The sequence below is a fragment of the Solirubrobacter ginsenosidimutans genome (genome assembly GCF_027587205.1).
The window spans coordinates 131,170-154,867 of sequence record NZ_JAPDOD010000001.1 but is presented as its reverse complement, the minus strand read 5'-3'; the positions used below and the strand labels follow the sequence as shown (position 1 = coordinate 154,867).

General features: G+C 70.3%; 22 protein-coding genes. 11 read left to right on the top strand and 11 right to left on the bottom strand.

What is annotated here, in order from left to right; genetic code table 11:
• Window position 1: 1 nt before the first annotated feature.
• From OM076_RS00745 to OM076_RS00715, 7 genes are read right to left on the bottom strand one after another with little or no spacing between them, the layout of a single operon-like run.
• Complete coding sequence (locus tag OM076_RS00745) at window positions 2-2,356, bottom strand: CDP-alcohol phosphatidyltransferase family protein (protein ID WP_270037370.1); 2,355 nt, start codon at window positions 2,354-2,356, stop codon at window positions 2-4.
• Complete coding sequence (locus OM076_RS00740; protein WP_270037369.1) at window positions 2,353-3,042, bottom strand: RibD family protein; 690 nt, start codon at window positions 3,040-3,042, stop codon at window positions 2,353-2,355. The genes OM076_RS00745 and OM076_RS00740 overlap by 4 nt, the downstream gene beginning before the upstream one ends.
• Window positions 3,035-3,685: a lysylphosphatidylglycerol synthase domain-containing protein gene (locus OM076_RS00735; protein ID WP_270037368.1), complete on the bottom strand. Its 651-nt coding sequence runs from the start codon at window positions 3,683-3,685 to the stop codon at window positions 3,035-3,037. The genes OM076_RS00740 and OM076_RS00735 overlap by 8 nt, the downstream gene beginning before the upstream one ends.
• Window positions 3,682-4,506, bottom strand: coding sequence for a hypothetical protein (locus tag OM076_RS00730; RefSeq protein WP_270037367.1), 825 nt, complete (start codon window positions 4,504-4,506; stop codon window positions 3,682-3,684). The genes OM076_RS00735 and OM076_RS00730 overlap by 4 nt, the downstream gene beginning before the upstream one ends.
• Window positions 4,503-5,570, bottom strand: coding sequence for a glycosyltransferase family 4 protein (locus OM076_RS00725; protein WP_270037366.1), 1,068 nt, complete (start codon window positions 5,568-5,570; stop codon window positions 4,503-4,505). The genes OM076_RS00730 and OM076_RS00725 overlap by 4 nt, the downstream gene beginning before the upstream one ends.
• Entirely contained in the window at window positions 5,567-5,965 is a 399-nt protein-coding gene (locus OM076_RS00720; RefSeq protein ID WP_372517978.1) for a 6-pyruvoyl trahydropterin synthase family protein, read from the bottom strand. The genes OM076_RS00725 and OM076_RS00720 overlap by 4 nt, the downstream gene beginning before the upstream one ends.
• A complete protein-coding gene (locus OM076_RS00715; RefSeq protein ID WP_270037364.1) occupies window positions 5,953-6,948 on the bottom strand; it encodes a zinc-dependent alcohol dehydrogenase in 996 nt (331 codons plus the stop codon). The genes OM076_RS00720 and OM076_RS00715 overlap by 13 nt, the downstream gene beginning before the upstream one ends.
• Before the next feature lie 289 nt (window positions 6,949-7,237).
• Between OM076_RS00715 and OM076_RS00710 the strand changes: the two genes are divergently transcribed.
• The 10 genes from OM076_RS00710 (at window position 7,238) to OM076_RS00665 (ending at window position 20,022) form a co-directional block, all read left to right on the top strand.
• Window positions 7,238-7,705 carry a hypothetical protein gene (locus OM076_RS00710; protein WP_270037363.1) on the top strand — a complete coding sequence of 156 codons (468 nt, stop codon included), beginning with the start codon at window positions 7,238-7,240 and terminating at the stop codon, window positions 7,703-7,705.
• A gap of 641 nt (window positions 7,706-8,346) precedes the next feature.
• Window positions 8,347-10,998: a hybrid sensor histidine kinase/response regulator gene (locus tag OM076_RS00705; RefSeq protein ID WP_270037362.1), complete on the top strand. Its 2,652-nt coding sequence runs from the start codon at window positions 8,347-8,349 to the stop codon at window positions 10,996-10,998.
• Window positions 10,995-11,387 (top strand): response regulator, encoded by a 393-nt coding sequence (locus OM076_RS00700; RefSeq protein ID WP_270037361.1) that lies wholly within the window; start codon window positions 10,995-10,997, stop codon window positions 11,385-11,387. Before OM076_RS00705 ends, OM076_RS00700 begins: the two co-directional genes overlap by 4 nt.
• Entirely contained in the window at window positions 11,384-12,511 is a 1,128-nt protein-coding gene (locus OM076_RS45795; RefSeq protein ID WP_270037360.1) for an adenylate/guanylate cyclase domain-containing protein, read from the top strand. Before OM076_RS00700 ends, OM076_RS45795 begins: the two co-directional genes overlap by 4 nt.
• Window positions 12,508-14,076, top strand: a complete 1,569-nt coding sequence (locus OM076_RS45790; protein WP_270037359.1) for a peptide ligase PGM1-related protein — start codon at window positions 12,508-12,510, stop codon at window positions 14,074-14,076. The genes OM076_RS45795 and OM076_RS45790 overlap by 4 nt, the downstream gene beginning before the upstream one ends.
• Before the next feature lie 12 nt (window positions 14,077-14,088).
• A complete protein-coding gene (locus tag OM076_RS00685; RefSeq protein ID WP_270037358.1) occupies window positions 14,089-15,336 on the top strand; it encodes a cation:proton antiporter in 1,248 nt (415 codons plus the stop codon).
• 724 nt (window positions 15,337-16,060) lie between these two features.
• Complete coding sequence (locus OM076_RS00680; RefSeq protein ID WP_270037357.1) at window positions 16,061-16,720, top strand: hypothetical protein; 660 nt, start codon at window positions 16,061-16,063, stop codon at window positions 16,718-16,720.
• A gap of 285 nt (window positions 16,721-17,005) precedes the next feature.
• Window positions 17,006-18,064, top strand: coding sequence for an IS110 family RNA-guided transposase (locus tag OM076_RS00675; RefSeq protein ID WP_272597471.1), 1,059 nt, complete (start codon window positions 17,006-17,008; stop codon window positions 18,062-18,064).
• A 353-nt stretch (window positions 18,065-18,417) separates the two neighbouring features.
• Window positions 18,418-19,479, top strand: coding sequence for a hypothetical protein (locus tag OM076_RS00670; protein WP_270037355.1), 1,062 nt, complete (start codon window positions 18,418-18,420; stop codon window positions 19,477-19,479).
• 165 nt (window positions 19,480-19,644) lie between these two features.
• A complete protein-coding gene (locus tag OM076_RS00665; protein WP_270037354.1) occupies window positions 19,645-20,022 on the top strand; it encodes a hypothetical protein in 378 nt (125 codons plus the stop codon).
• A 242-nt stretch (window positions 20,023-20,264) separates the two neighbouring features.
• Here OM076_RS00665 and OM076_RS00660 read toward each other — a convergent pair whose 3' ends face one another.
• Together OM076_RS00660 and OM076_RS00655 are read right to left on the bottom strand one after the other, a co-directional pair.
• Window positions 20,265-20,402, bottom strand: a complete 138-nt coding sequence (locus tag OM076_RS00660) for a hypothetical protein (RefSeq protein WP_270037353.1) — start codon at window positions 20,400-20,402, stop codon at window positions 20,265-20,267.
• A 171-nt stretch (window positions 20,403-20,573) separates the two neighbouring features.
• Window positions 20,574-20,777 carry a DUF1918 domain-containing protein gene (locus OM076_RS00655; protein ID WP_270037352.1) on the bottom strand — a complete coding sequence of 68 codons (204 nt, stop codon included), beginning with the start codon at window positions 20,775-20,777 and terminating at the stop codon, window positions 20,574-20,576.
• A gap of 330 nt (window positions 20,778-21,107) precedes the next feature.
• Between OM076_RS00655 and OM076_RS00650 the strand changes: the two genes are divergently transcribed.
• The gene (locus tag OM076_RS00650) at window positions 21,108-21,557 is read left to right on the top strand and encodes a hypothetical protein (RefSeq protein ID WP_270037351.1); all 450 of its coding nucleotides are present in this window, start codon (window positions 21,108-21,110) and stop codon (window positions 21,555-21,557) included.
• Window positions 21,558-21,607: 50 nt separating this feature from the next.
• Here OM076_RS00650 and OM076_RS00645 read toward each other — a convergent pair whose 3' ends face one another.
• Both OM076_RS00645 and OM076_RS00640 read right to left on the bottom strand, forming a co-directional pair.
• Entirely contained in the window at window positions 21,608-21,937 is a 330-nt protein-coding gene (locus OM076_RS00645) for a hypothetical protein (RefSeq protein WP_270037349.1), read from the bottom strand.
• 132 nt (window positions 21,938-22,069) lie between these two features.
• Entirely contained in the window at window positions 22,070-23,503 is a 1,434-nt protein-coding gene (locus OM076_RS00640; RefSeq protein ID WP_270037348.1) for a hypothetical protein, read from the bottom strand.
• Between the last annotated feature and the right edge of the window lie 195 nt (window positions 23,504-23,698).

The window sequence follows — 23,698 nt, the reverse complement described above, 5'->3', positions numbered from 1 at the left end:
CTCAGTCGCTCGATGGCGTCGAGCCGAACGCGCCGAGAAAGCGATCGCGGAACGCGGCCATCGGCCAGACCGGTGCCTGCGAACTCGGCAGCAGGCCGTCCTGCCAGCGCCATCCGGCGATCTGGTCCAGCACCTTGGGGTCGTGGGCGATGACCGAGATCGGCACGTCGTGGCTCGCGCCCTGGCCGCTGACGACCGTCGAGGGCTGATGGTCGCCGAGGACGACGAGGACGGTGTTGTCGTTGCCGTAGCGCTGCACGAACGAGAAGAGCGTGCTCAGCGAGTACTCGATCGACTGCCCGTAGGCCTTGCGGGCCCGCGTGGAGTCGCCCAGGAGCGAGGCCCGCGACGACGCGGCCGGCGGGATGCGGTTGAAGATCGAGCCGTCGCCGACCTGATCCCAGGGGATGAGCCGCGGGATCTTCGTCCACGGCGTGTGGCTGGAGATCAGGTCGACCTCGGCGAAGAGCGGCTTGCGGTCGGGCGGGGCGAGCTCGCGCCGCTGGAGAGCGGCCAAGGCGTACTGGTCGGGCATCGGCGGCAGGCCGAAGCCGGGACCGCGGTAGCCGAGGTTGCGGCGGTCATAGATCTTGTCGTAGTGGTAGTAGCTGAAGCCCTCCGGCCACGCCCGGTGGTTGGCCGGGAGCGCGCCGACCGCCCGCCACCCGGCGCGCTTGAACGCCGCCGTCAGCGTGAGGCGGTTGTCCGCGACGAGCTGGTTGTAGCGCCGCTGCCCGTCGACCTTGATCCCCGACTGCATCGTCGAGTGGGCGAGCCAGCTGAGGCCGCCGAACGTCGGCGAGGTGAGGAACGCGCTGCGCGCGGAGAAGCCCGCGGCCTGCAGCTGGGCGCTGCCGCGGTGCAGCACGGCGTCGACCCCCGGCGAGAGCGACGAGCCCTGGATCGCGACCTTGCCGTAGCTCTCCACGAACACGAGCAGGACGTCCTTGCCGCGCAGGCCGGTGAGCAGCTGGTCGCCGGGCGTGGCGCGGAAGCGGTCGTGGGTGAGCTCCCGGGCCAGCGCGCCGCGATCGGCCAGGCCGGTGTGCACCAACCGCACCTCCTGCACCGCCAGCGAGGCGGTGCTCGACGAGGCGACTGGCGTGCCGGCGACGTACAAAGCGACCCACAGCGCACCGAGCACCGCAGCCGACCGCAGCGCCCAGTCCCGGTGGGCGGCCGCAACCCGGGTCACACGCAGCAGCGCCAGGACCGGGATGGCGAGGACCACGACGCTCAACACGGCCGCGACGACGACGACGAGGTCGGCGTACGACCTCCCCACCCCGTCGCGCAGCGTTTCGATGCCGATGCCCAGGTAGCCCGAGTCGTCAACGGGCTTGAACGGTCGGTCGAACGCCGTGAAGAACCCGATGTTGAGCACTTTCACGAGGAGGAGCACGCTCAGCACCGCTCCGGCGATGACGGCGAGCATGCGGCGCGGCGCCGTGGGAAGCAGGACGGCCAGCGCGACGACGGCGAGCAGCTCCAGCGGGAGCCGCGCAAACCCGCCGAGCGTGAGCCGGTTCGGGTGGTCGGGCGCGACGACGGCGACCCAGACGAGCACCAGCGCGAGGGCGCTGATCGCCGTCGCGACGCCGGTGCGCACCGGCCCGGGCGCGGGCCGCACGGCATCGGCCTCGATTGCGGGCGCCTCGGCCCGGTGGCGCCACAGCCACCACACGACGCTCCCGAACGAGGCAGCGAGCAGGGCGAGCGCCGCGGCCAGAAGGATTTCCATGAGCGTGTGGGGCAGGACGTCGGCGGCGGCGACGGTCAGCACGACCCCCTGCGTCCCGGCGGCCACCCGGCGCCACTCCCGCCGCGGGATCGATGCGCGCATCCACGGCAGCAGGCACTCGCCGGCGAGGAACACGTAGCGCGCCGCCCCGGCCGCGAGCACCCACGCGCCGTACGCGGGCACGACGTAGACGCTGAGGGCGAGGATCAGGAACGCGTCGATCTCGCCGTCGAAGCGCGCGCCCAGCGCGGTGGCCGTCCCGGTGCGCCGCGCCAACGGCCCGTCGGCCAGATCCAGCACGAGGGCGACCGCGGAGAGCACCACGAGGAGCGCGACCGGCACGTCGTGGGTGAACGACTCCACGGTCAGCGCGGCGACGCCGACGGCGAGCGTGGCCCGGGCCAACGTCACCCACGACGCCGGCCCCAGCTCCTCCCCCGGCCGGCGGGCGAGGCCGCGGGCGAGCGCCGCCGCGATGATCACGGCGCAGGCCGCGCCGACGGCGAGTCCGGCCACGCCGACGCCGGCCGTCGTCTCTAGGACGGCGAGCAGGAGCGCCTGGGCGAGCAGGCCGGCCGCCAGGCCCGTCCACCGGGATGTCCGTCGCTTGGTCATCGGTCGGCGAACCGCGGTGAGAGCGCGTAGCGCAGCAGGACGACGTCGTCGATCTGGCGCGTCTCGGCGAGCCGCGCGCGCCGGCCGCAGTGCCAGGGGAAGCGCGCGTCGCTCACGAAGCGCGGAGCGCTCGAGTCGCCGACGAACACCGGTGCGATGACGAGCTGCAACTCGTCGACGAGGTCGTCGGCCAGGAACTGGGTGTGCACGACGCCGCCGCCTTCGACCATGAGCCGCTTCACGCCGCGGTCGGCGAGGTCTTCGCTGAGGCGGCGCATCCGCACGCACGGGCCGCCGTCGACGATCGTCGCCACCAGCCCGAGCCGCGCGCAGGCGTCGGGCACCCGCGCACTCGAGGTGTAGACGAGCTTCTCGGTCTCGCCAGTCGTGAAGAAGTCCGAGTGAGCGTCGAGGTCCGCCCGGTCGGTCACGGTGATCTTCATCGGCGACGGGGTCAGACCGCGCGCCGTGCGCGCGTCGCGGCGCGCCTGCGACCGCACGAGCAGGCGCGGGTTGTCCGCACGCACGGTGACGGCGCCGACCATGATCGCGTCGCAGGAGGCGCGCACCGCGTCGACCCGGTCGAAGTCGGCGTCGTTGGACAGCGCGAGGCGCGGGGTGTGGTCACCGAGATAGCCGTCCAGCGACACGCTGCAGCTCAACATGGTGTAGGGGCGCTCAGGCATCCGGGGCTGCCTCCGGCCGCGCAGGGACCCTGAGCACGCGGCCGGCCGGCTGCTCGAGCGAGGGCGCCGACGGGGTGCGGCGAACCCAGTCGACGACGAGGACCGCGGCACCCGGCAGGCTGGCGGCGAACACCATCACGCCGTAGACCACCGCGGTGGCGACCCCGAGGGGTGCGCCCAGTCCGGCCGCGGCGAACGCCCAAGCCGTCACGCCCTCGCGCAGCCCCCAGCCGCCGATGTTGGGCAGCGCGGCGCCCAGCAGCATGAGCAGCGCTAGCGACAGCATCCGGGATGGTGACGCGGTTGCTCCGGCCGTCCGCGCGGCGATCAGGAAGTTCATGGCGTGCCCCGCCACGACCAGCGCGGAAGCGAGCGCGATGGCCGGCCACGCTTGCCGAGCCAGCAGGCCGCCGCGCGGGTCGCGCACAACGGCGTCGCGCACCCTCCCCACCGGGACCGGTCGCGGGCGACGTCGCTGGTGTCGCAGCCGTGCCTGATGCCGCGATGGACGTCGCCGACCATCCCGCCCGGCAGCGTGACGTTGAGGAAGAGCGAGCGGTAGAACGCCGCCACCGCCGTGCCTAGCCGCCAGACCAGGACGGAGAGCGTCACGGTGGTGGCCGGCGATGCCGGCCCACCTCATCGCAGCACCAGCAGGTCGGCGTGGTCAACGGTGACGGCGAGCTCCCCGGCGGCGGCCTGGGCCAGGCGTACGTCGCGGTAGGCGCCGGCCTCGACCGCCAGCGCGGGCGTCTGCGCGCACGCGGCAGCGACCCATCCGTGCAACCACTCCCGCGTCAGGTCCGCGCGGGCCGCATCGAGCGTCCAGGGGCTCGGCGCGACGATGACCTCGGCGCCCGTCAGGCGGAGCTGCTCGACGGCGGCCGCGACGGCGTCCGGGCCGAGCAGGCGCCCGGCCGTCGTCGTGCGGCGTTGATGGGCGTTGAACGCGGCGCCGATCCGGGCGTCCAAGGGATCGCCCGGGGTCAGGACGACGCACCCCACGACCGTGAGCGTGAGCAGCAGAGGACACCGCTCGATCCCGGTCCAGACATCCAGGACCCCGCGCAAATCGTTCGTGCTCAGGATGTCGAGCAGCGCGGAGGCGACGATCACATCGGCGCCGGACAGGTCGTCCGGCGTCAGCCGCGTGATGTCCGACATCCGCGCCTCGACGGTGACCGCGGCGCCATCGGCCGCCGGGCCCGGCGCAGCGGCGACGGCGAGGTCCAGGAGGTCGGCGTCGCGATCGTGCACGACCCAATGCTGCGGCCCCGACAGCCGAGGCGCGAGCCAGCGGCCCATCGCGCCGCTGCCGCCGCCGAGGTCGTGGATGACGAGGCGATCGGTCCCGGAGAGGTGGCCCGCGAGGCGCTCGGCGAGCCGGGCCGAGCGCGCCGCGGCGTCGGCGGGCTCGCGCAGCACGAGCCACTGCGGGCTGACGCGGACCCCCGTCGCGCTCATCGCGCCGCTCCCGCGAGGACGCCGGCGACGACCGCCGTCGTGGCCGGCCACCGGCGCAGCGACGCGCGCCGCTGGCGGGCGGCCCTCCGTAGGCGCCCGCGGAGCTCGGCATCGACCAGCCAGGCCCGCAGGCCGACACCGAGGGCGGCGGAATCGCCGGGCGTGACGAGCAGTCCTGGGCGGGTGCCGTCCGCCCCGTGCCCGAGGGCCTCCGGCACGCCGCCGACCTCCGTGGCGAGCACCGGCAGGCCGCGAGCCAGGGCCTCGGTGACCACCATGCCGTACGTCTCGGCGTGCGAGGCGAGCACGAGCAGGTCCGCCGCGGCGTACGCGCCGTCGAGCGACGCGCCGGTGCACGGTCCCGGGAAACGCACCCGATCACCCAGCCCGCCCGCCCGCGCGCGGCGGCGCACACCGTCGGCGAACGGCGCGTCACGGAGCAGGCTGCCCACGCACGCGCAGCGCCAGGGCAGGTCCATCGCCGTCGCCAGCCCGCCGAGCAACACGTCGTGACCCTTGTCGGGCGTCACCGCCGCCACGCACAGCAGCGCGCCCCCGGCAGCGCTTCCGGGCGCGAGATCGGCCTCGTCGACGCCGGGCTCGGCCACATGCACCCGGTCGGCCGGCAGCGCATACAGCTCCCCCAGCCGGCGCCGGGTCCAGGCGCTCGTCGCGACGACGGCGACCGCCGCCGCCAGGACGTCGCGCTCGCGGGCCCGGACCGCGCCGGCCTCGGCGTCCGGCGGGCGGTGGCCCAGCGGCATGTGGACGAGGACGACCTGCCGCACCCGGCACGCGTGGGGAACGAGCACCTCGGGAGCGGCGCAGGCGATCAGCCCGTCGAGCAGCACCACGGCGCCGTCCGGGATCCGCTCGACAGCGCGCGCCAGCGCGGTATGCCCCGACGCGTCGGGCCGCGGCCAGGCGCCGGCCACCGGGCGCTCGTACACCACCGAGCCGAGCGCGGCGAGCCCGGCGCACACCCGGCGGTCGTAGGTGTTGCCACCGCTCGGCCGCTCCGGGTCGTCGATGCCCTCCGGGACGATGACGTGGACCTCGGTCACAGCGATCGCTCGTAGCTCGCCCACGCGATGTGGGACTCGTGCAGCGTCACGGTCAGACCGTCGAGCTGCCGTCCGCCGTCGCCGAGGCCGCCGGTCCGCGCGCAGTCGGCGAGCCGATCGGCGACGGTCCGGGCGAGCACCTCGGTCGTGGTGTTCACCCCGGCGAAGCCCGCCTCGTCGTCGAGGTTGCGGTAGGTGAGCTCGGACACCACGACCCCCAGCGCCTCGGCAGCGCGGCCGATGTCCACGACGATCCCGTCGTCGTCGAGGGTGGCGCGCCGGAACGTGGCATCGACGACGTAGGTGCCGCCGTGCAGGCTCTGCGCCGGCCCGAACACCTCTCCGCGCAGGCTGTGGGCGATCATCATGTGGTCACGGATCGTCACGGTGAACACGCGCTACCTCCCTCGTAGGTGATGGTATGGCAGAGCGCCGGCAGGGTCCCGATTGTCAGGCGCTCCATGACGTCGGGCAGCTGGTCGAAGCGCGACTGGCCGGTGACGAGCACGTCGAAGGCCGGGTCGCGCAGGAGGTCGAGCGCGAGGGCCAGCCGGTCGCGCGCCGAGCGGCGCGCGCTGCGGGCGGGAGAGACCGTGCCGACCTGGCTGGCGCGGATGCCCAGGCGGCCCACATGGAACGCGCCGCCCAGCGAGAGCCGCACCTCGGCGTCGCCGTACCAACTGAGGTCCAGCACGGTGCCCTCGGGGGCGAGCAGGTCGAGCGCGCACTGCAGCCCCGGCGACGTCGCGCTCGTATGCACGACGAGGTCGCACCCGCCGGCGGCGTCTTCTGGCCGCGCGAAGCCGGCGCCGAGCGCGGCCGCGACCTCGGCCCGGGAGCCGTCGACGTCGACGAGCGTGACCTCGACCGAGGGGAACCGCGCCAGCAGGCGAGCGACGCAGCACCCGACCATCCCGGCGCCGACGACGGCGACGCGGTCTCCCAGCAGCGGAGGTGCATCCCACAGGGCGTTGACGGCGGTCTCGACCGTGCCGGCGAGCACGGCGCGCGCGGGCGGGACGTCGTCGGGCACGACGGTCACCGCGCCGGCGGGCACCACGTACGCCGTCTGGTGCGGGTACAGGCAGAAGACCGTGCGGCCCCGCAGCTCCGGCGGTCCCTGCTCGACCACACCGACGTTGAGGTAGCCGTACTTCACGGGCCCAGGGAAGTCGCCCTCCTGAAACGGCGCGCGCATCGCGGCGTACTGGCTCGGCGGCACGCGGCCGCGGAATACCAGCGTCTCGGTGCCGCGACTCACGCCGGAGCGCAACGTCCGGACGACGACATCGCCGTCCCGTGGCACGGGCAGCGTGACCGGCCGGATCTCTCCGCGCCCGGGCGCGCGCAGCCAGAACGCATGGGCGTCATCGAGCATGTCCTATAGGACACCACCCTGGGGCGATCGTTCCCGGGGTCGAGTCTGTTCGGCGACCTACCTCGCTTCGCGTTCTTGTTGATCTTCAGGGTGTTGTGCGATGACACGCTCTTGGCGCCCTTCGCCGATGACTTGACCGTGACCGTCACCGTCGTGGTGACCGACGAGCGCTTGATCTTCCTATGGTCGCGTGATGGCCGTTTGCCCACCGCTTCGACTCGTGGGGCGAGTTTGGGAGCGAGCGACGCAAGACCACGCGTTTCTCGCAGGCCCGTCGTTGGATTGGCTCGTGTGTGTCGCGGACTTTGGCGGGCAGGAGACCGACTGGATCGAGCGCCGTCCCAGCGGCGGAGAGGCCGACGACTCGCGCGCCGACCGCGGCAGAAATCCGCTCAACTTTCGCAAGCGCGTGGCCGAGAGCATCATCGAGGCCGAGGCCGCTGAAGTCGCGGTAGCTCTGTGGGCTACTTACCGAAGCACGCTCTCAGGACGCATCGACTGGTTGGTCGTCTTAGCGGTCAACGATGCCGGTGACGTCGGCTTCCAAGCGCGACTTGAAAACAACGACGGTGCGTGGCGTCTCGGTCCGCGCGTCGACTGGCCGGTACCGCATCGGATTCCGTTTGAGCAACTCGAGATTGCGCAGATCCTGGACCCACTCCGCGACTCGATCCTGCACCTGCTCTCGCAGGGTCTGCGAGATGCGGCCAAGCAACGCCGCCGAGTGCAACGGCGAAGCCGCCGAGAGCGAGGCTGAAGAGCAAAGGTTCCGGGGCGAAAGTGGTGCTTCTCGACGAAGGCGTGTCGTTCGGCGTCCGTAGCCGGTTACGATCCCGCCGGGTAGATCACAATGCGGCGATGCTGCGGCGGTGTGGCAAAGTCGGCTGCGGCTGAGCTGTGGGGCCAGCGCAGGCCATCGTTTCCACCGCGACGCAGAGACTCTCTGGGCGCTTCAGCCGGCTCGAGTCGCGGTGCTCGAGATACTTACGCATCAGGACGGTCGGGAAGATCAAAGATCAGCACCCGGTCGAACGTGCTGCCCTTGGAGACCCCGAAGTTCATGCCATGGAGACCTGGCCGTGACGTCGAAGTCGGCAGCGAACGGCAGGTCCAGGACCTCGAGGTCCCAGCCGCCGAGATTCCTGGACCTCGTCGATGAGATTTGGTCGTAGATGCCTTCCAGGCGCTGGATCCCGCACCGTCGGCGATCGCGAGCACGATCCGCGCTCGCTCGCGGTCCCCCGCCAAGACCGTCGAGCAGCGCGTCCATCACTCCAGCGCGTGCGATCGTCGTCGCTAAGCGTCAGTTGTGGCTTGACAGGCGGGTGTATGCTCGCGTGACCGCCGTCCGGGGGCGTCGTAGGCCCTCGACAGAGGTGAAGGATATTGGACCCCGCGGTGGCCGCCCAGCCAGAGGCAACCCCGCCCGACGAGCGGGTCGATCGGCTAACGCGATACCTCGCCGACGCGTTGGAGCAGCAGAGCGCGACGAGCCAGGTGCTCGAGACCATCGGGCGCTCGGACTTCGAGTTGCGGCCGGTCTTCGAGACGGTGGTCCGTCACGCCATCCGGCTCTGCGCCGCTGATGGGGGGTACGTCCACCAGCTCGAAGGCGACGTCTACCGGCTCGAGGTCGCCCTGGGCGGGCGGCCGGAGCACCGGCGGTACTTGGAGCAGCATCCCATCCCGCAAGGCCCGGGGACGCTCGTGGGCCGCGTGGCGCTCGAGAAGCGCACGGTGCAGATCTCCGACGCCGCCGCGGACCCGAAATACGAATGGCACCGCGCGCAACAACTCGGCGGCTTCCGCACGCTGCTCGGCGTCCCGATGCTGGCCGAGGGCCGTGTCGTCGGAGTCGTTGCGGTCTGGCGCTCGCGGGTCGAGCCGTTCGACGACCGGGAGATCGGGCTTGTCACGACGTTCGCCGCACAAGGCCTGATCGCGATCCAGAACGTGCGGCTGTTCCGGGAACTCGAGCAGCGGAGTCGAGAGCAGGCGCGGTCGGTCGACGAGTTGCGCGCACTCGGTGAGGTCAGCCAGGCCGTCAGCTTGAGCCTCGACCTCGACGAGGTGCTCAACACGATCGTGACCCGGGCGGTCGAGTTGTCCGGAGCAGACGGCGGTTCCATTTTCGAGTACGAGCCATCGACGGCCGAGTTTGTGCTGCGGACCTGCTTCGGTACCAGCGCAGAGCTCGCGGAGGCCCTCACGTCCATACGGATCCGGGTCGGCGAGACGTTCATCGGGCGCGCGGCGATCGCGGGTGAAGCCGCGCAGGCCGAGGATCTCGACCGCGAGCCGCCTGACCTCCACATCGAGGAACTCCGCCGTCACGGGTGGCGATCTCTGGTCACCGTCCCACTCCGACGCGAGCAGGAGATCATCGGCGCGCTCACCGTCCGCAGCAAGGTGCCGGGCGCGCTTCCCAAGCCGACGGTCGCTCTACTCGAGACCTTGGCCAGCCAGTCGACGGTGGCGATCAACAACGCCCGAGTCTTCCGCGAACTGGAGGACAAGACGCGTCAACTCGAGGTCGCGAGCCGCCACAAGTCGGAGTTCCTGGCGAGCATGTCGCACGAGCTGCGGACGCCGTTGAACTCGGTCATCGGCTTTTCGGACGTGCTGTTGGACAGGATGTTCGGCGAGCTGAACGAGCGCCAGGCGGAGTACGTCGGCGACATACGCGACTCGGGACGTCATCTCCTCGAGCTGATCAACGAGATCCTCGATCTGTCGAAGGTCGAAGCGGGCCGGATGGAGCTGGAGCTCGCCGCCGTGTCGCTCCCCGACCTCCTGGCGCAAGGGGTCGCGATGGTGCGGGAGCGCGCCGACCGGCACGGCATCTCGGTCAGCCTCGAGGTTGCGGCGGACCTCGGCAGCATCCTCGGGGACGAGCTCAAGCTGAGGCAGGTCGTTCTGAACCTGCTCAGCAACGCCGTCAAGTTCACACCGGACCGAGGCTCGGTCGTCGTGACCGCGGGGCTGGTCGACGGCAACGCGAAGGTCAGCGTGCGCGACACAGGCATCGGAATCGCCGAGTCCGAACGCGAGCGGATCTTCGAAGCGTTCCAGCGAGGCGGCCGTGAGGCACGGAGCAACAAGGAGGGCACCGGTCTCGGCCTGACGCTCTCTCGGCAGATCGTCGGTCTCCACGGCGGTCGCCTCTGGATGGACAGCGAGCTCGGGGTGGGCAGCACGTTCACGTTCGCGATTCCCGTCGGGATTCCCTCGCCGCCGGGGGTTGATCGACCGCTGAAAGCCACGACGCCGGTGCCGGATGGTGGCTCATCCGCGGGCAGCGTCCTAGTGGTGGAAGACGACCGCCGCTCCGCCGATCTGATGCGGGTCTACCTGGACGGTGCCGGATACACGGTCTCCATCACCGGCGACGGCCTTGAGGGCCTCGAGCTGGTGCGGCGGCTCAGCCCGCGGGCGGTGATCCTCGACATCCTCCTGCCCGGTCTCAGCGGCTGGGACCTGCTGACGCGGCTCAAGGCCGATCCCGCGACGGCCGCGATCCCGGTCGTGATCGCATCGATGCTCGACGAGCGGGGCGCAGGGTTCGCCCTCGGCGCCTCGGAGTACCTCGTGAAGCCGATCGACCGAGAGGCGTTGCTCGAAGCGCTCGGACGCTGCGTCGCACCGCCCAAGGGCGTGCGTACGGTCGTGGTGATCGATGACGACCCGCTCGATCTCGAACTCGTCGAAGCCGTGCTCGCGCCGGTGGGGTGGTCGGTCCTGCGTGCGCGCGGCGGCGAGGAGGGGGTGGAACTCGTGCGGCGCGAGCGCCCCTCGGTCGTCCTGCTCGACCTGCTGATGCCTGATGTCGACGGCTTTGAGGTGATCGAGCGACTGCGCGCCGATCCAACGGTCGCCGACGTCCCGATCGTCGTCCTCACCTCCAAGGAGATCACGCCGGCTGACCACGAGCGACTCGCCGGCCGGATCAGCTTCCTCGCCCAAAAGGGGACGTTCCAACCTGCCGAACTCGTCGACCTCGTCGGTCGGGTCGCCTCCGCACCGACCGTCCCATCCAACGAACCGTCGTGACCGGCCAAGCCATTCTCGTCATCGACGACGACCCCTATAACCGGAAGCTGACCCGAGACGTGCTCAGCCATGCCGGCCACGCGATCCTGGAGGCGTCGAACGCCGAGGACGGTCTCGCACTGGCGCAGGCCGAGCGGCCCCGGCTTGTGCTCATGGACGTCCAGCTGCCGGGCATGAGCGGCGTCGAGGCGCTTTCGCGACTCAGAGCCGACCCGGCGACGGCCGACATCCCCGTCGTCGCGGTGACCGCGTTCGCGATGAAGGAGGACCGCGACCGATTCCTCGCCGCGGGCTTCGACGCGTACCTCGGCAAGCCGCTTGACGTGCGCGAGCTCTCGGGGCAGCTCACCGCCGTGGTGGCCGCTGCGGAAGCTGGGAGGCGCGCGTGACCGAACCCGCGATCATTCTCGTCGTCGACGACCTGCCGCAGAACGTCCGGCTCCTGGAGGCGGTGCTCGCACCCCGCGGCTACACCGTCGTGCAGGCCACGTCGGGCCATGAGGCGCTGCAGCGCGTGGCGTCCGAGCCGATCGATCTCGTCCTGCTCGACATCGTGATGCCGGAGATGGACGGCTACGAGGTCTGCCGGACGCTGCGAGCCGATCCCGCGACGCGCTTCCTGCCGATCGTGATGATCACGGCCAGCGGCGAACAGGAGAAGGTCGTCGCCATCGAGTCGGGCGCGGACGACTTCATTGCCAAGCCGTTCGATCACGCCGAGTTGCTCGCGCGCGTCGGCTCGCTGCTGCGGATCAAGCGATACCACGACACGATCGAGAGGCAGGCGGTCGAGCTCGCGGCCTGGAACCGGCAACTCGAGCAGAGGGTGCAGGAACAGGTCGACGCACTGGAGCGGATGGGGCGGCTCCGGCGCTTCCTCTCGCCCCAGCTCGCCGAGTTGGTCATGTCCTCCGGCGACGAGTCGTTCCTCAAGAGCCACCGCCGCGAGATCACGGTGGTGTTCTGCGACCTGCGCGGCTTCACCGCGTTCGCGGAGACGGTGGAGCCCGAGGACCTGATGCTGGTGCTCAACCAGTACCACGCAGCCCTGGGCGACCTCGTCCATCGTTTCGAGGGCACGCTGGAGCGCTTCGCCGGAGATGGGCTGATGGTCATCTTCAACGATCCACTGCCCTGCCCTGACGGGCCGCGGCGCGCCGTGCGCATGGCCGTTGCGATGCGCGGTCGCGTGACGCAGCTGGTCGAGGAATGGAGCCGTCAGGGCCATGAGCTGGATTTCGGCGTCGGCATCGCGCAGGGGCACGCCACGCTCGGCCAGATCGGCTTCGAGGGACGCTCCGATTACACCGCGATCGGGAGCGTCACGAACTTGGCGGCCCGACTCTGCGGCGCTGCGGCACCCCGGCAGATCCTGATCAGCCAGCGTGTCTTCACGGCGGCCGAGGACATCGTCGTCGCCGATTCGATCGGCGAGCTGGCGCTGCGCGGCTTCTCTCGTCCGGCGCGCGCCTACAACGTGGTCGGACTCGACGAGGCGCGGGCCGGAGTGTGACCCCTGTCGCCGAGAGCCCGCCGCGCCTCAGCGAATTGAGCGACGACGAGCGCAGCGCGCGATTCGCCCGTCTCCAGCAGCGACTCCTCCCCGTCTGGAGCGCCCTGCGGCTCAACCAGGCGGGCGAATCGATCGTTGTCGTGCCATCCGTGACGCCGGACTCGACCCAGGGAGGAGCGGCGGTGCAGTCGCTCGAGGAGCGCCTGCTCTTCCTGCTGCTCCTGCTCCGGCAGCCGCGGCTGAGGGTGATCTACGTGACGGGGCGCCCGGTTCCCGACAGCGTCGTCGACTACTACCTCGGGCTGCTGCCAGGCGTCATCCCCCGGCATGCCCGTGCTCGCCTGCACATGGTCTCGACCCACGACGGCTCGGCGCGACCGCTCGCGGCGAAGCTGCTCGAACGTCCGCGCGTTCTGGCGCACATTCGCGGGCTGATCCCGGACGCTTCCCGCTGCCACCTCGTGCCCTACGCGACCACGACGCTGGAGCGCGACGTCGCGCTGACTCTCGGCATCCCGCTCTACGGCGCCGATCCGCGCCTGCTCGCGTTCGGCACGAAGACCGGCTGCCGGCGGCTGTTCGCGGAGGCCGGCGTCCCGCACCCGCTCGGCTACGAGGACCTGCACGATCTCGACGGCGTGGTAGCGGCGCTCGCGGACATGCGCGCGACCAGACCGAACGTCGCCGAGGTGATCGTCAAGCTCAACGACGGTGTCTCCGGGCGAGGCAACGCGCTCGTCGATCTGCGCGGCCTGCCGGCGCCCGGCTCCGCCGACGAGCGGGCGGAACTCCGTCACCGCGTCGAGGCGATGGCCTTCGAGCATCCGGACATGCGACTCGAGGCCTACCTCGCGCAGTTCGCCGCAGGCGGAGGCATCGTGGAGGAGCGTCTCCTCGGTGCCGAGCTCCGCAGTCCCAGCGTCCAGTTGCGGGTGACGCCGCACGGCGAGGTGGAGCTCCTCTCTACGCACGATCAGCTCCTCGGCGGCCCGAGCGGTCAGAGCTACCTCGGGTGCCGGTTCCCCGCCGACTTCGGCTACGCGCAGGCCATCAGCCGCGAGGCAGCCAAGATCGGAGAGCGCTTGGCGCGCGAGGGCGTCCTCGGCCGTTTCGCCGTCGACTTCGTGGTCGTGCGCGACGGCCAAGGGTCGTGGAGGGCCTACGCGATCGAGATCAACCTGCGCAAGGGCGGGACGACCCACCCATTCCTGACGCTGCAGTTCCTCACCGACGGTGCGTATGACCCCGTCACGGCGCTGTTCACCGCGCCGAGCGGGCGCGAGAAGCATCTCCTGGCCACGGACCACCTCGATTCCGACCTGCTGCGTGCCCTGTCGATCGACGACCTGTTCGACGTCGCCGTCCGCAACCGCATGCACTTCGACCAGGCTCGCCAGACCGGCATCGTCTTCCACATGATGAGCACGATCGCCGAGCTCGGCCGCGTCGGGCTGACCGCGGTCGGCGACAGCCGCGAGCAGGCCGAGACCGAGTTCCGGCGGGCCGAGCGCGTGCTCCTCGAGGAGGCAGGCCCGCCTCCGGAGCCAGCGTTGCCGCCACTCTGATCCGCTCCCGGGATGCACCCCACGCTCACGACGGGCAGGATCGTGCTGGATGTCGCGGTGATCCTGCTGGCTGCCCGGGCCGGCGGCATGCTGTTCGAGCGCATCGGGCAACCCGGGGTGATCGGCGAGCTCGTGGCGGGCATCGCGCTGGGGCCGACACTGCTGGGCGCGCTGCCCGGCGATCCGTCGAGCGCCCTCTTTCCAGCAGACGCGACAACTGTCCTGCGACAAATCGGCCAGCTCGGGCTCGTGCTGTTCATGTTCACCGTCGGGTGGGATCTCGACCTGCGGCTCGTCAGGCGGCGCGGGACGGCGGCGGCCACCGTGTCCGCCGCGTCCACGCTGTTGCCATTCGCGCTCGGGCTGGCGCTCGCCGTCCACCTCCACGAGACCCACGACTCGGTCGACGGTACGCCGGTGCCGTTCTGGCCGTTCGCCCTGTTCGTCGGCGCGTCGCTGTCCCTCACGGCGTTCCCGGTCCTCGCCCGCATCCTGCGGGAGACCGGCCTGTCGCAGACCCGACTGGGCGTGCTGGTGCTGAGCGCGGCAGCGGTGGACGACATCGTCGGCTGGAGCGCGCTCGCCATAGCGCTGACGGCGCTCGAGGCGGGGGGAGCGTGGGACTACATCCGGATCTTCGTCGAGACTGCCGTCTTCGTTGCCGTCATCGCACTGGTCGTACGCCCACTGCTCCGTGTCCTGCTGCGGAGTGCGACACCGGCACGCGAGGCGCTCGTGGTGCCCGTGGCGCTCACTGGCGCCTATCTCACCGAGGCGATCGGCATCCACGCCGCGTTCGGCGCCTTCCTGACTGGGGCGGCGATGCCACGGCAGGACAGGGACCTTGCACTCGCGGAGATCCGCCGGCGCCTCTCGCCCGTCAGCGCCCTCCTCGTCCCGATCTACTTCGTGACCTCCGGAATGATGGTGGACATCCCCGGGTTGAGAAAGAGCGATCTGGCGGACCTCGCGCTCATCCTCGCGACCGCGTGTGCGGGCAAATTCGTCGGTGCCTACACGGGAGCGCGCATCGCGCGCGAGAGCGTGCGCGACTCCGCCGCCATCGGCGTGATGATGAACACCCGCGGGGTGATCGAGATCGTCCTTCTAACCGTCGGCCGCGAACAAGGACTGATTGACGATCGCCTCTTCACGCTGCTAGCACTGATGGCGATCTTCACAACGCTTTTGACTTCCCCCCTACTGCGAGCCATCGTGCCGATCGTACCCGCCCGGAGCTCGTGCGCCAATGCCAGCTGAAGCGACGGGTCCACCCGTCCAAACAGAGCCGCCGCCCACTCGAATTGTGCTGCTATTCGACGAACTCGTGAACTTCGCGACCTGAAAGCAGCGCGCTGCGGGTCGCGGCTGCTTTCAGGCGGAGCATCGAGACAGCACAGCCGTCGCGCTTCCCATGCCACCACGCGAAGCCAGCTGCCGTTGGCCTCCCGGAGCCGGGCGCACCGCACTTGGAAGGAGCGCTCCGCGCGATGTGGGCGTCGTTGGACAGTGGTCAGGGGCGGCACTACGCCCGGGTTGACAGCGGTTGATGAGAGGTAGATAGTCGGTTGGTCGGTCCTGGGCCGGCGGCGTCAGAGCCGGTTCGACATCGACGGCGGCGCCATGGCCTCCAAGCTGCGCTCTGTAGCACTGCGACGGCTTCTCGCCGCTCGGATGCATCACGCAACCCACGGTTGAACCGAGGGGGAGAGCAGTTGAGCGCACACGACGCACGCCGCGGCATGATCCTGGCCGCCATTGGCGCGACGGTCGCTGCGGCTCGCCGGTCCTGCCACACGAATGCGACAGTCGGGTGTTCGTGCGTCGCTGCTTCGAGGTCACGAAACCGCATAGGCGTTACGGAGGAGCCGATGAGGCGCGTCACGGGTCCGGGGCGAGTCAGGGCCTGCCCTGGAGTTCTCATGTTCACCGACCTCGTGGCTGTGGCACCGTTTCGCCTCGTACCGGACACAGGGGGCTCGTCATGAAGTACCACCGCTCCGTTGCTCTGCTCGCGTCGCTCGCGGCGCTGTCCGTCATCACGCCGGCCTCGCAGGCCGACCCGCCCGCCGGCGCGGGCGCCGGCAAGGTCGCGCCGTTTACCTCCGGCGGCGGGGTGAGCGCCGAGGAGGTCTTGATCGCCGGATTCATACCCTCCTACACCGGCGAGTCGGTCCCGGCGTGCGGGCGGCTCGGAGGAGGCAAGGTCCTGGCTGCCCAGCCCGGAAGCACCTGCACGGTCAAGCCCGGTACGAAGGTGCTCGTCCCGTTGCCTGGCGCCTCGTGCTCGGACGCGGAGCCGGCGCCGTTCTTCGCAGAGACGGCGGCCGAGCAGCGCGAGTGCGCCCTGGCGAACGTCCGCCAAGACGTCGTCCGGGTCACGGTCAGCGTCGACGGCGGCCCGCCGCAGAACGTCCTCAGCGACCGTTTCCTGACCATCACCGATCAGTTCGGTGTCGTGTCGCAGCCCGGCAACCCGTTCGGGGCCGAGCCCGGACCGACGACCGTCGTCGTCGTCGGCTACCTCGGCGTGCTGCGCGGCCTGCCGCCCGGCCGCCACACGTTCGTCGTCTCCGCGTTCGCGTTCGGTGGGTCGTTCACCGGCATTTGGACGGTCAACGTCGTACCAGGAGCCGATCGCTGACAGGACCATGGCAAGCGCGGCGAAGGGTCCGCGACGGCGCTTTCACTTCGAGGCTTGCTGTTTGGATCTGGTTCGTCGGTGACGTCCGATGCGAGGTGAAGGCTCCGCGACCGGCGGCGAGCTGACTCTCTTTGAGGCTGTCGGCCGTCGGGCCTGACCACCTTTTGCTGTGTCGCTCGTCGCCGGTCGGGAGGTCCGGCGTGACTTGATAGGAGCGTGGCAGCGCCCTCAGCAAGCCGTGTCCGCCGGGCGTCCACTCAATCCGAGGTGGAGGTGGACGAGGTCATGATCGTGCTCGGTGCGGACACCCACAAGCGCTCGCACACGATCGCCGCGGTCTCGGCGGCGACCGGCGAGCTGCTGGGCGAGCAGACCGTGCAGGTCGGCGCCAAGGGATTTGCCGCGCTTGTGGTTTGGGCGCGCGAGCTCGGCAGCGAACGGGTGTGGGCGCTGGAGGACTGTCGGCACGTGTCGGGCTCCTTCGAGCGGTTTCTGATCGCACGCGGCGAGCGCGTCCTGCGCGTGACGACGACGCTGATGGCCGACACGCGGCGTCGCGCCCGCGCGCGCGGCAAGTCCGACAGCATCGACGCGCTCGCGGTCGCGCGGGCGGCGCTGCGCGAGGGCCTGGACGCCCTGCCGGCCGCGCACCTGCAGGGCCCTGAGCTCGATCTGCGGCTGCTCGTGGACCATCGCGAACGCCTCGTTCGTCAGCGCGTTGCGCTCAACAACACGATGCAGTGGCATCTGCACGACCTCTGGCCCGAGCTACGACTGCCCGGCAGCTCGCTGTTCTACGGCACCTGGGGCCCACGCATCGCCCGGCGGCTCGCGCGCACCGAGCAGACGATGCGCGTCCGCATCGCCCGCGACGAACTACGCCGCATCCGCGAGCTCTCGCAGACGATCAAGGCGCTCGAGGCCGAGATCGCGGGCCTGGTCGCCGAGATCGCGCCACAGCTCCTGTCCGAGCCAGGCCTTGGGCCGCTGACCGCGGCCAAGCTGGTCGGCGAGATCGCCGGCGCGGCCAGGTTCACCAGCGACGCCAAGCTCGCGCGCGCCGCCGGCGTCGCTCCGATTCCGGTCAGCTCCGGCAACACCAACCGCCACCGCCTGGACCGCGGCGGCAACCGCCAGATCAACGCCACCATCCACCGCATCGCCGTCACCCGCCTGCGCTGCCACCCCGAGACCCAGGACTACATCGCCCGCAAACGCGCCGAAGGCAAGAGCACCAAAGAAGCCCTCCGCTGCCTCAAACGCCACCTCACCCGCCGCCTCTGGCACTTGCTCCAGACCGACGCCACCACCCAGAATCAGACGATCACACCATCAATCTCTTGACATAGGAGCAGCAAAAGGAGAAGCGCGGTGCGCGCCGCCAGCAAAGTGCCGCTTGTCGACGATCCGCGTCGAGCGTCGCGGGCAGCGCTGAGGCATGTTCTCGATGAGCGTCTCCCTGCTGAAGTTCGCGATCTAGCGACCTGACGACGATCAGGACCTTCCCAAGCAGCGACATGGCTGAACGTATCGGTCGCGCGCGCGACTGCAGCACGCCGGGGCGACAGGGTTGTCGCGTTGACCCAGGGGGTCCTCGTTTACACCAAGGGTCTCTGGCGGCGGGCGTCGCGGCCGGGCACCCTGGCCCATGAGCCTGCATGCAGGGGAATCGATGAGAGGAACGGGCCATGCGAGTCATGGAACGACCGGGCCGCGTGGCGCTGCTGGCGGCGCTGGCGACGGCCGCCGCGCTGGCCGTCCAGGCGCCGACGCACGCCGCCCAGGCGGAGTACACGCCCGATTCGCACGCGCCGCACCGTCACGGCCCGCCGTGTCGCGCCGGCTATGAGATCAACGCCGCCCAGCAGCAGCCGCCGCTTTGCTTCAAGCGCTGCCGCGCCGGCTACGCGCGGCTGGACTACTCCAGGGAGTCGCGCGTGGCCTGCGTGCGCCGGCGCGCGAGCCGGCTCTGGTATCGCGCCGAACTCGACGTCGACTTCCATCAGAGCACGATCGGCCTCGGCGGCCCGATCGAGACGTTCGCGCACCAGCGCTGGACGTTCCGCTCCAGCCGCGCCGCAATCGTGTTCCGCCAATGCTCGGTCGCCGGGACGCGTCTCCCGCCGGAGACGGCGCGCGATGTGGCGGACGTGCCCGCCGGCGGCGCGATCGCCTGCGACCGCGTTGAGCCCGCGCTCCTCGCGTCCGCCGACCTCGTCGAGGACGCCTCGTTCTCCTTCGCCGGCGAGATCAAGGGCAGTGAGTACGAACACCTGACGCGCCACACCACGCCGATGAACACCACGTGGCGCAACCCCGACGAGAGCATCGGAAAGATCCCATGCCTCGGTCAGGTCACCATCCACGTCAAGGGCGCAGGCCCGGAGCGCGTCGCCGCCGGCCTGCGCGCGAACGGCCTCTCGGCCGTGACCGGCGGCCTGGCGCTGGCGTCCGGCTTCCGGCTGGGCGACGTGCCCGGGTCGGCGACCGAGACCACCCTGCCGATCGTGTGCCCGCCGGCCCCGCCGGGCGCGATCACCCCCCACGTGCCCGCCGACCTCGGTCGCACCATCCCCGCCCCCGTGCGCACCGTCCTGGGCTCCGGCACCGTGGCTGCGTTCAAGCCGGACGTCGGGGCGCGCTTCGGCCGACCGAACATCGACATCACGAAGGACGTCGAGGCCGAGGGGAGCCACGCGACGATCACCCTGCGCCTGACGCGCTGCCCGCGCCGAGGTCGAAGCGCACGCGGCTGCTGATCAGCGCTTGCGCTGCTGCGCGCCGGCACCCGCAAAGTGTCGTTTCTCGACGCCAGGCGGAAGCGTGACTTAGCACCGCTCGGCGGGGGGGCGAGAACCGGGCGCTCGTCGAACGTCGGCTCCCGAGTGTACGGCTGCTCGCACGGCCGGGCGTACGCTGCCACGATGGCGTACGCCAAGCACACCCACCTCGGTGAGATCGCCCGCTTCAACGAACTCGCACGAGAACTCGGCGAGCCGAGCGCGATCCCCGCGCTCTTTGAGGTCGCCGATCGCGCGAGCCCACACCATGGCTTTCCGATCTCGCAGACCATCCTGGACGGCGGACGAGACGAACCCGGCGAAATCGGCACCATCCTCATTGCCGGCCGCGAGATGCTGATCGTGATGTGGCGCTTCTCGCTGCCAGACGACCAACATCCCCACGTCGCGATCGCCTGTGATCTGGCAGAGATCGCGGTCCTCCCCGACGTCGAAGTTCCCGATCAATGGGCGCAGGACGCCCGGCAAGCGGCGCACGAGTGGTGGGATTCACTTCGTTGAGCGCTGTGCGCGCGGCGACGAGCGCCCTCGATCGACGCACGCGTACGGTGAGGGCCCCCACTCGAGCGTGCCCTGGATCGACGGCACGGCACCGGCGCAGGCCGGTAGCCAGCACTTTGGAGGCCCGTCCCAATGGCTTTGCTGGCCGGGCTGGTCCACCCCTGGTGCCGAGGCGGCAATCGCGGGCGCCTCCCAGCGCCGCCCTTCACGAGCCACTCCAGAAGTCGGCGTGAGATGCGGGGCTACGCGTGCTTGAGCAACCGGGTCAGGTCATGCGCCATCTGCTCCTGCCTCTGGCTGACGTCAGCGAGTTGCGCCTTGATCTCCTCGAGCAGACGGACAATCCGCTCATTGGTCGCGGGTTCCTTGCTCTGAGCCATCGTCACCTCCTCATCCGGTTCAACGGGTCGAGCTTACGCCCGACGAGCGAGCCGGTTCTCGATCGGAGCGACGCCGGAGCGCGCTACCGCTCGGAGGGTAGAGACGCTGGCGTAATCGAAGTCTTGGGCACTCTGCGCCGGCCGCGAGTGCCGACGGACTTGAGTTTCGCGTCAGCGTGCCGGCTCGGCGTCTTGGCGGGCCGCGTGCAGCGCCCCGGCCGCGGGCGTGTACACCGTTGAGTGGCCGTCGTCCCAGTCGATGCGATACCGCGCCGCGGGAGCCTCGCGCAGCACTTCACGGACAGTGCCGGAGCGTGCGACGCGCTCAGTCGATTCCGCCTCGGCAACCACGCGATCTCCGACCTTGAAGGTCATGGGAACCTCCTCGTTTGCTACGCGACGAGCGTACCGCCCAGCACTCGCGACGGAAACGGTCACGGCATGCTGTCCGCGCCACGGGTCGGCGTGCCGCCGATCCGAGGCCAGGATCATTGGCCACAGGGCCAGTCGCTTTGGACGCTACTCCCCCGAGGCCGCCATTGCGAGACGTCCTCGGCCCATTGCCCTTCGTAGACGTTAGGCGCGGCGGCAATGACAGTCCCGAAGCTCGTTGGGAAAGTGGTGCTTCTCGACGAATCCGCGTCGAGCGTCGCGGGCAGCGACTACGTGCGCAGGGCGGGCCGCTGGATGTGATGATCCGTCGCGTTGCCGATCCGGGATGAGCTGCGCGTCGACATCGAGGGACCGATGAACGGCTGGGTCGCGGTCGCGATCGTGGCTGGGTCACGGCGGTATGCCTTCGACGCCTCCTTTACGCCAAACGACGCGATCGCCGAGCTCGTGTCTGCTCTTCTCGCTGTCGCTTCCTTCGAGACCACGAGGCAAGTGTCCTGGAATGATGAGCCGACGCAGCACCGGCTCGACCTTGCGCGCACCGGAGATGAGATCCGCCTCGCCCTGACCACCGACCGCCGGGAAGGGCCGGACTCGTCCGTCGCCTTCGCCGGCTCGGTCGAGCGTGTCGTTGGTCCGTTTGTGGTCGCGCTCGAGAATCTTCAGCGTCGTCAAGGTGCGGATGTGTACGCGCGCGAGTGGCGACATCCATTTCCCGCGACGGCGGTCGAGCACCTTCGCGCCGTCCTCGCTCATGACTAACGCTGGTTGGCGGCCTTCAACCCAAGAGTCTCGTTTGTCGACGAACTCGCCTAGGTGCCGGGTCCACCCGGCTGTGGAGGATCGACTGGCGCGGGCAGACGCTGCAGGACTCTCTCGCTCCGCGTATCGACGACGCGGCGAGTTCCCACGGGTTGGGCGAGGACGATCATCAGGGAGTGCATGTGTCCGCTGGCTCGCGTCGGCCCCCGAGGCGCGGTCGCGAAGATCGCGATTCGAACCTCGTCGGGCGTCTCTTGCACCGCAACGGACTCGAACCGATGCGCGGGTCGGGTGATGTAGTCGACGCGAAGCCGGCGAGCGATCGGCTCGGCATCGTAGGCGATGGCGCGAACCTGCACGCGCTTCAGTTCCGGCGCCACCGTCAGAGTGTTGCCTATCGACGGAAGGATCCTTGTCTCACGACAACATGCGAGCTCTGCAAGGGTCCGAGGACAGCGTGTCGCGGAGCACTTAGGCCGATGCCGGATCTGGGGATCCGAGTCGGCGGGTGCTCACGTGTTGGCCGCGCGCAGCGTGATGGTGGCGTGGGCGGACTTGGTGGTCGTGCCGGTGTCGTATTTCAGGGTCGCCGTGGTCCTCAGGCGGCCGCGGGCGGCGTTCCGCAGGAGGCGCCGGCCGGCCTTGGTGAGGATCAGCGAGGCGCGGGTTGTGCCCGTGTCCAGCGACGTGAGTGTGGTGCTGGCCACGATGACGGTCGCCTTCTTGGTCTTGTTTTTGGTGCCGTTGGCGGTTCTCGTCTTCGTGACCGCGGTGAGCGTGAGCTTGCCGGTGCACGGCGCGCCGGCGCAGCGGATGCTCAGCCGCAGGGCTCGATTCTTGGACACCGACACGGTCTGCGTGGCGATGGAGAGCTTGCCGTAGGCCGGTGCGTCGTCGCTCGCGGTCCAGGCGTCCGCGGGGAAGTTGAAGTCGTAGGAGGTCGAGTCGTATCCGGTGTTGTCGTACGCCGGTTGGGGGATCGTGGAGGTCGTGAAGGTGTAGGGCTTCATCGGGAGGATGTAGCCCGCGCCGGTTCCGGTGGCGATTCCGCGGCAGTCGCTGCCGGCGATGGTGGCTGATGCCTTGGGTTCGCAGGCGGCGAGCACGTAGGTGCCGGCCGACGCGGCCGTCAAGGTGGCGACCTGGGAGGTGGCGCCTCCCTGGGTGGCGGCGGCGAGCCGCGAGTCGGTGGGGGTGGCCCGTGGGAAGGTAGCGTCGGTCGTGCCGGGCGAGTACAGATCGAACTCGACATCGGCGGCTGCGGGCGGCACGGTGAGCTCAAGCTGGTCGTTCTCGTTCAGCGCCACGGTCCAGTAGTCGATGTCGTTACCGCCGCCCGACTCGCATGCGCCGATCGTGAGGGCGGGTCCCAGCGCGAGCTTCGATCCCGCCCGTAGCGGTGGCGAGGCGCACGCGTTGCCGACGGCGGCAGACGTGAACGCGTACGGCTGGGTCATCCGCGTGTACTTGGCCCCACCCCCCGTGAAGACCCCGCGGCAGTCGCCGCCGTTGGCCGCATAGTCGACCGGCTCGCAGTCGGCCAGCACGAACGTGTCCGAGTACGGCGCCTGGATCGTTAGCACCTGCGCAGCCCCGGAGACCGGCGACGTGACTTCGACGTCCACCGGGCGAACGGCGGTGAAGCGGTCGTCGGTCGTGTCGCTGCTGTAGAGGTCGAATTCCAACGCGACCGCCGACGGCACGGTCAGCTGCACGCGGTCGCCGCCCGTCAGCGACAGCTTCCAGAACTCGACATAGCTGCTCCCCCCGCCACCGGACACGCATGTGCCGACCGTCAGAGCGCCGGCGGACGCGATCGTCGTGCCCGCCGACGCAGGGCAGGATCCCGGCGGGCCCACGAGGGCCGGCGACGAAGCGAGCGCCGCCGGGCTGCACGCGAGCAGCGCCGACAACGCAAGGACGCCGATGAGGCTCCGTTTCGCCATCGCTTCAGGCGTATCGTCTCAGGCGGGCGCAGAGCGCTCCATGAGAGCCCATCGGTACACGAGTACGACGATCGCTCGATACGCGCGAAAGGACATCGGCGAGATCTCCGAACTCCGCCGCCAATCGGGCCACAGCACGAAGTGTGCCGCTTCTCGACGATTTCGATACCCACCAGACCTCCCGGGGAGCTATAG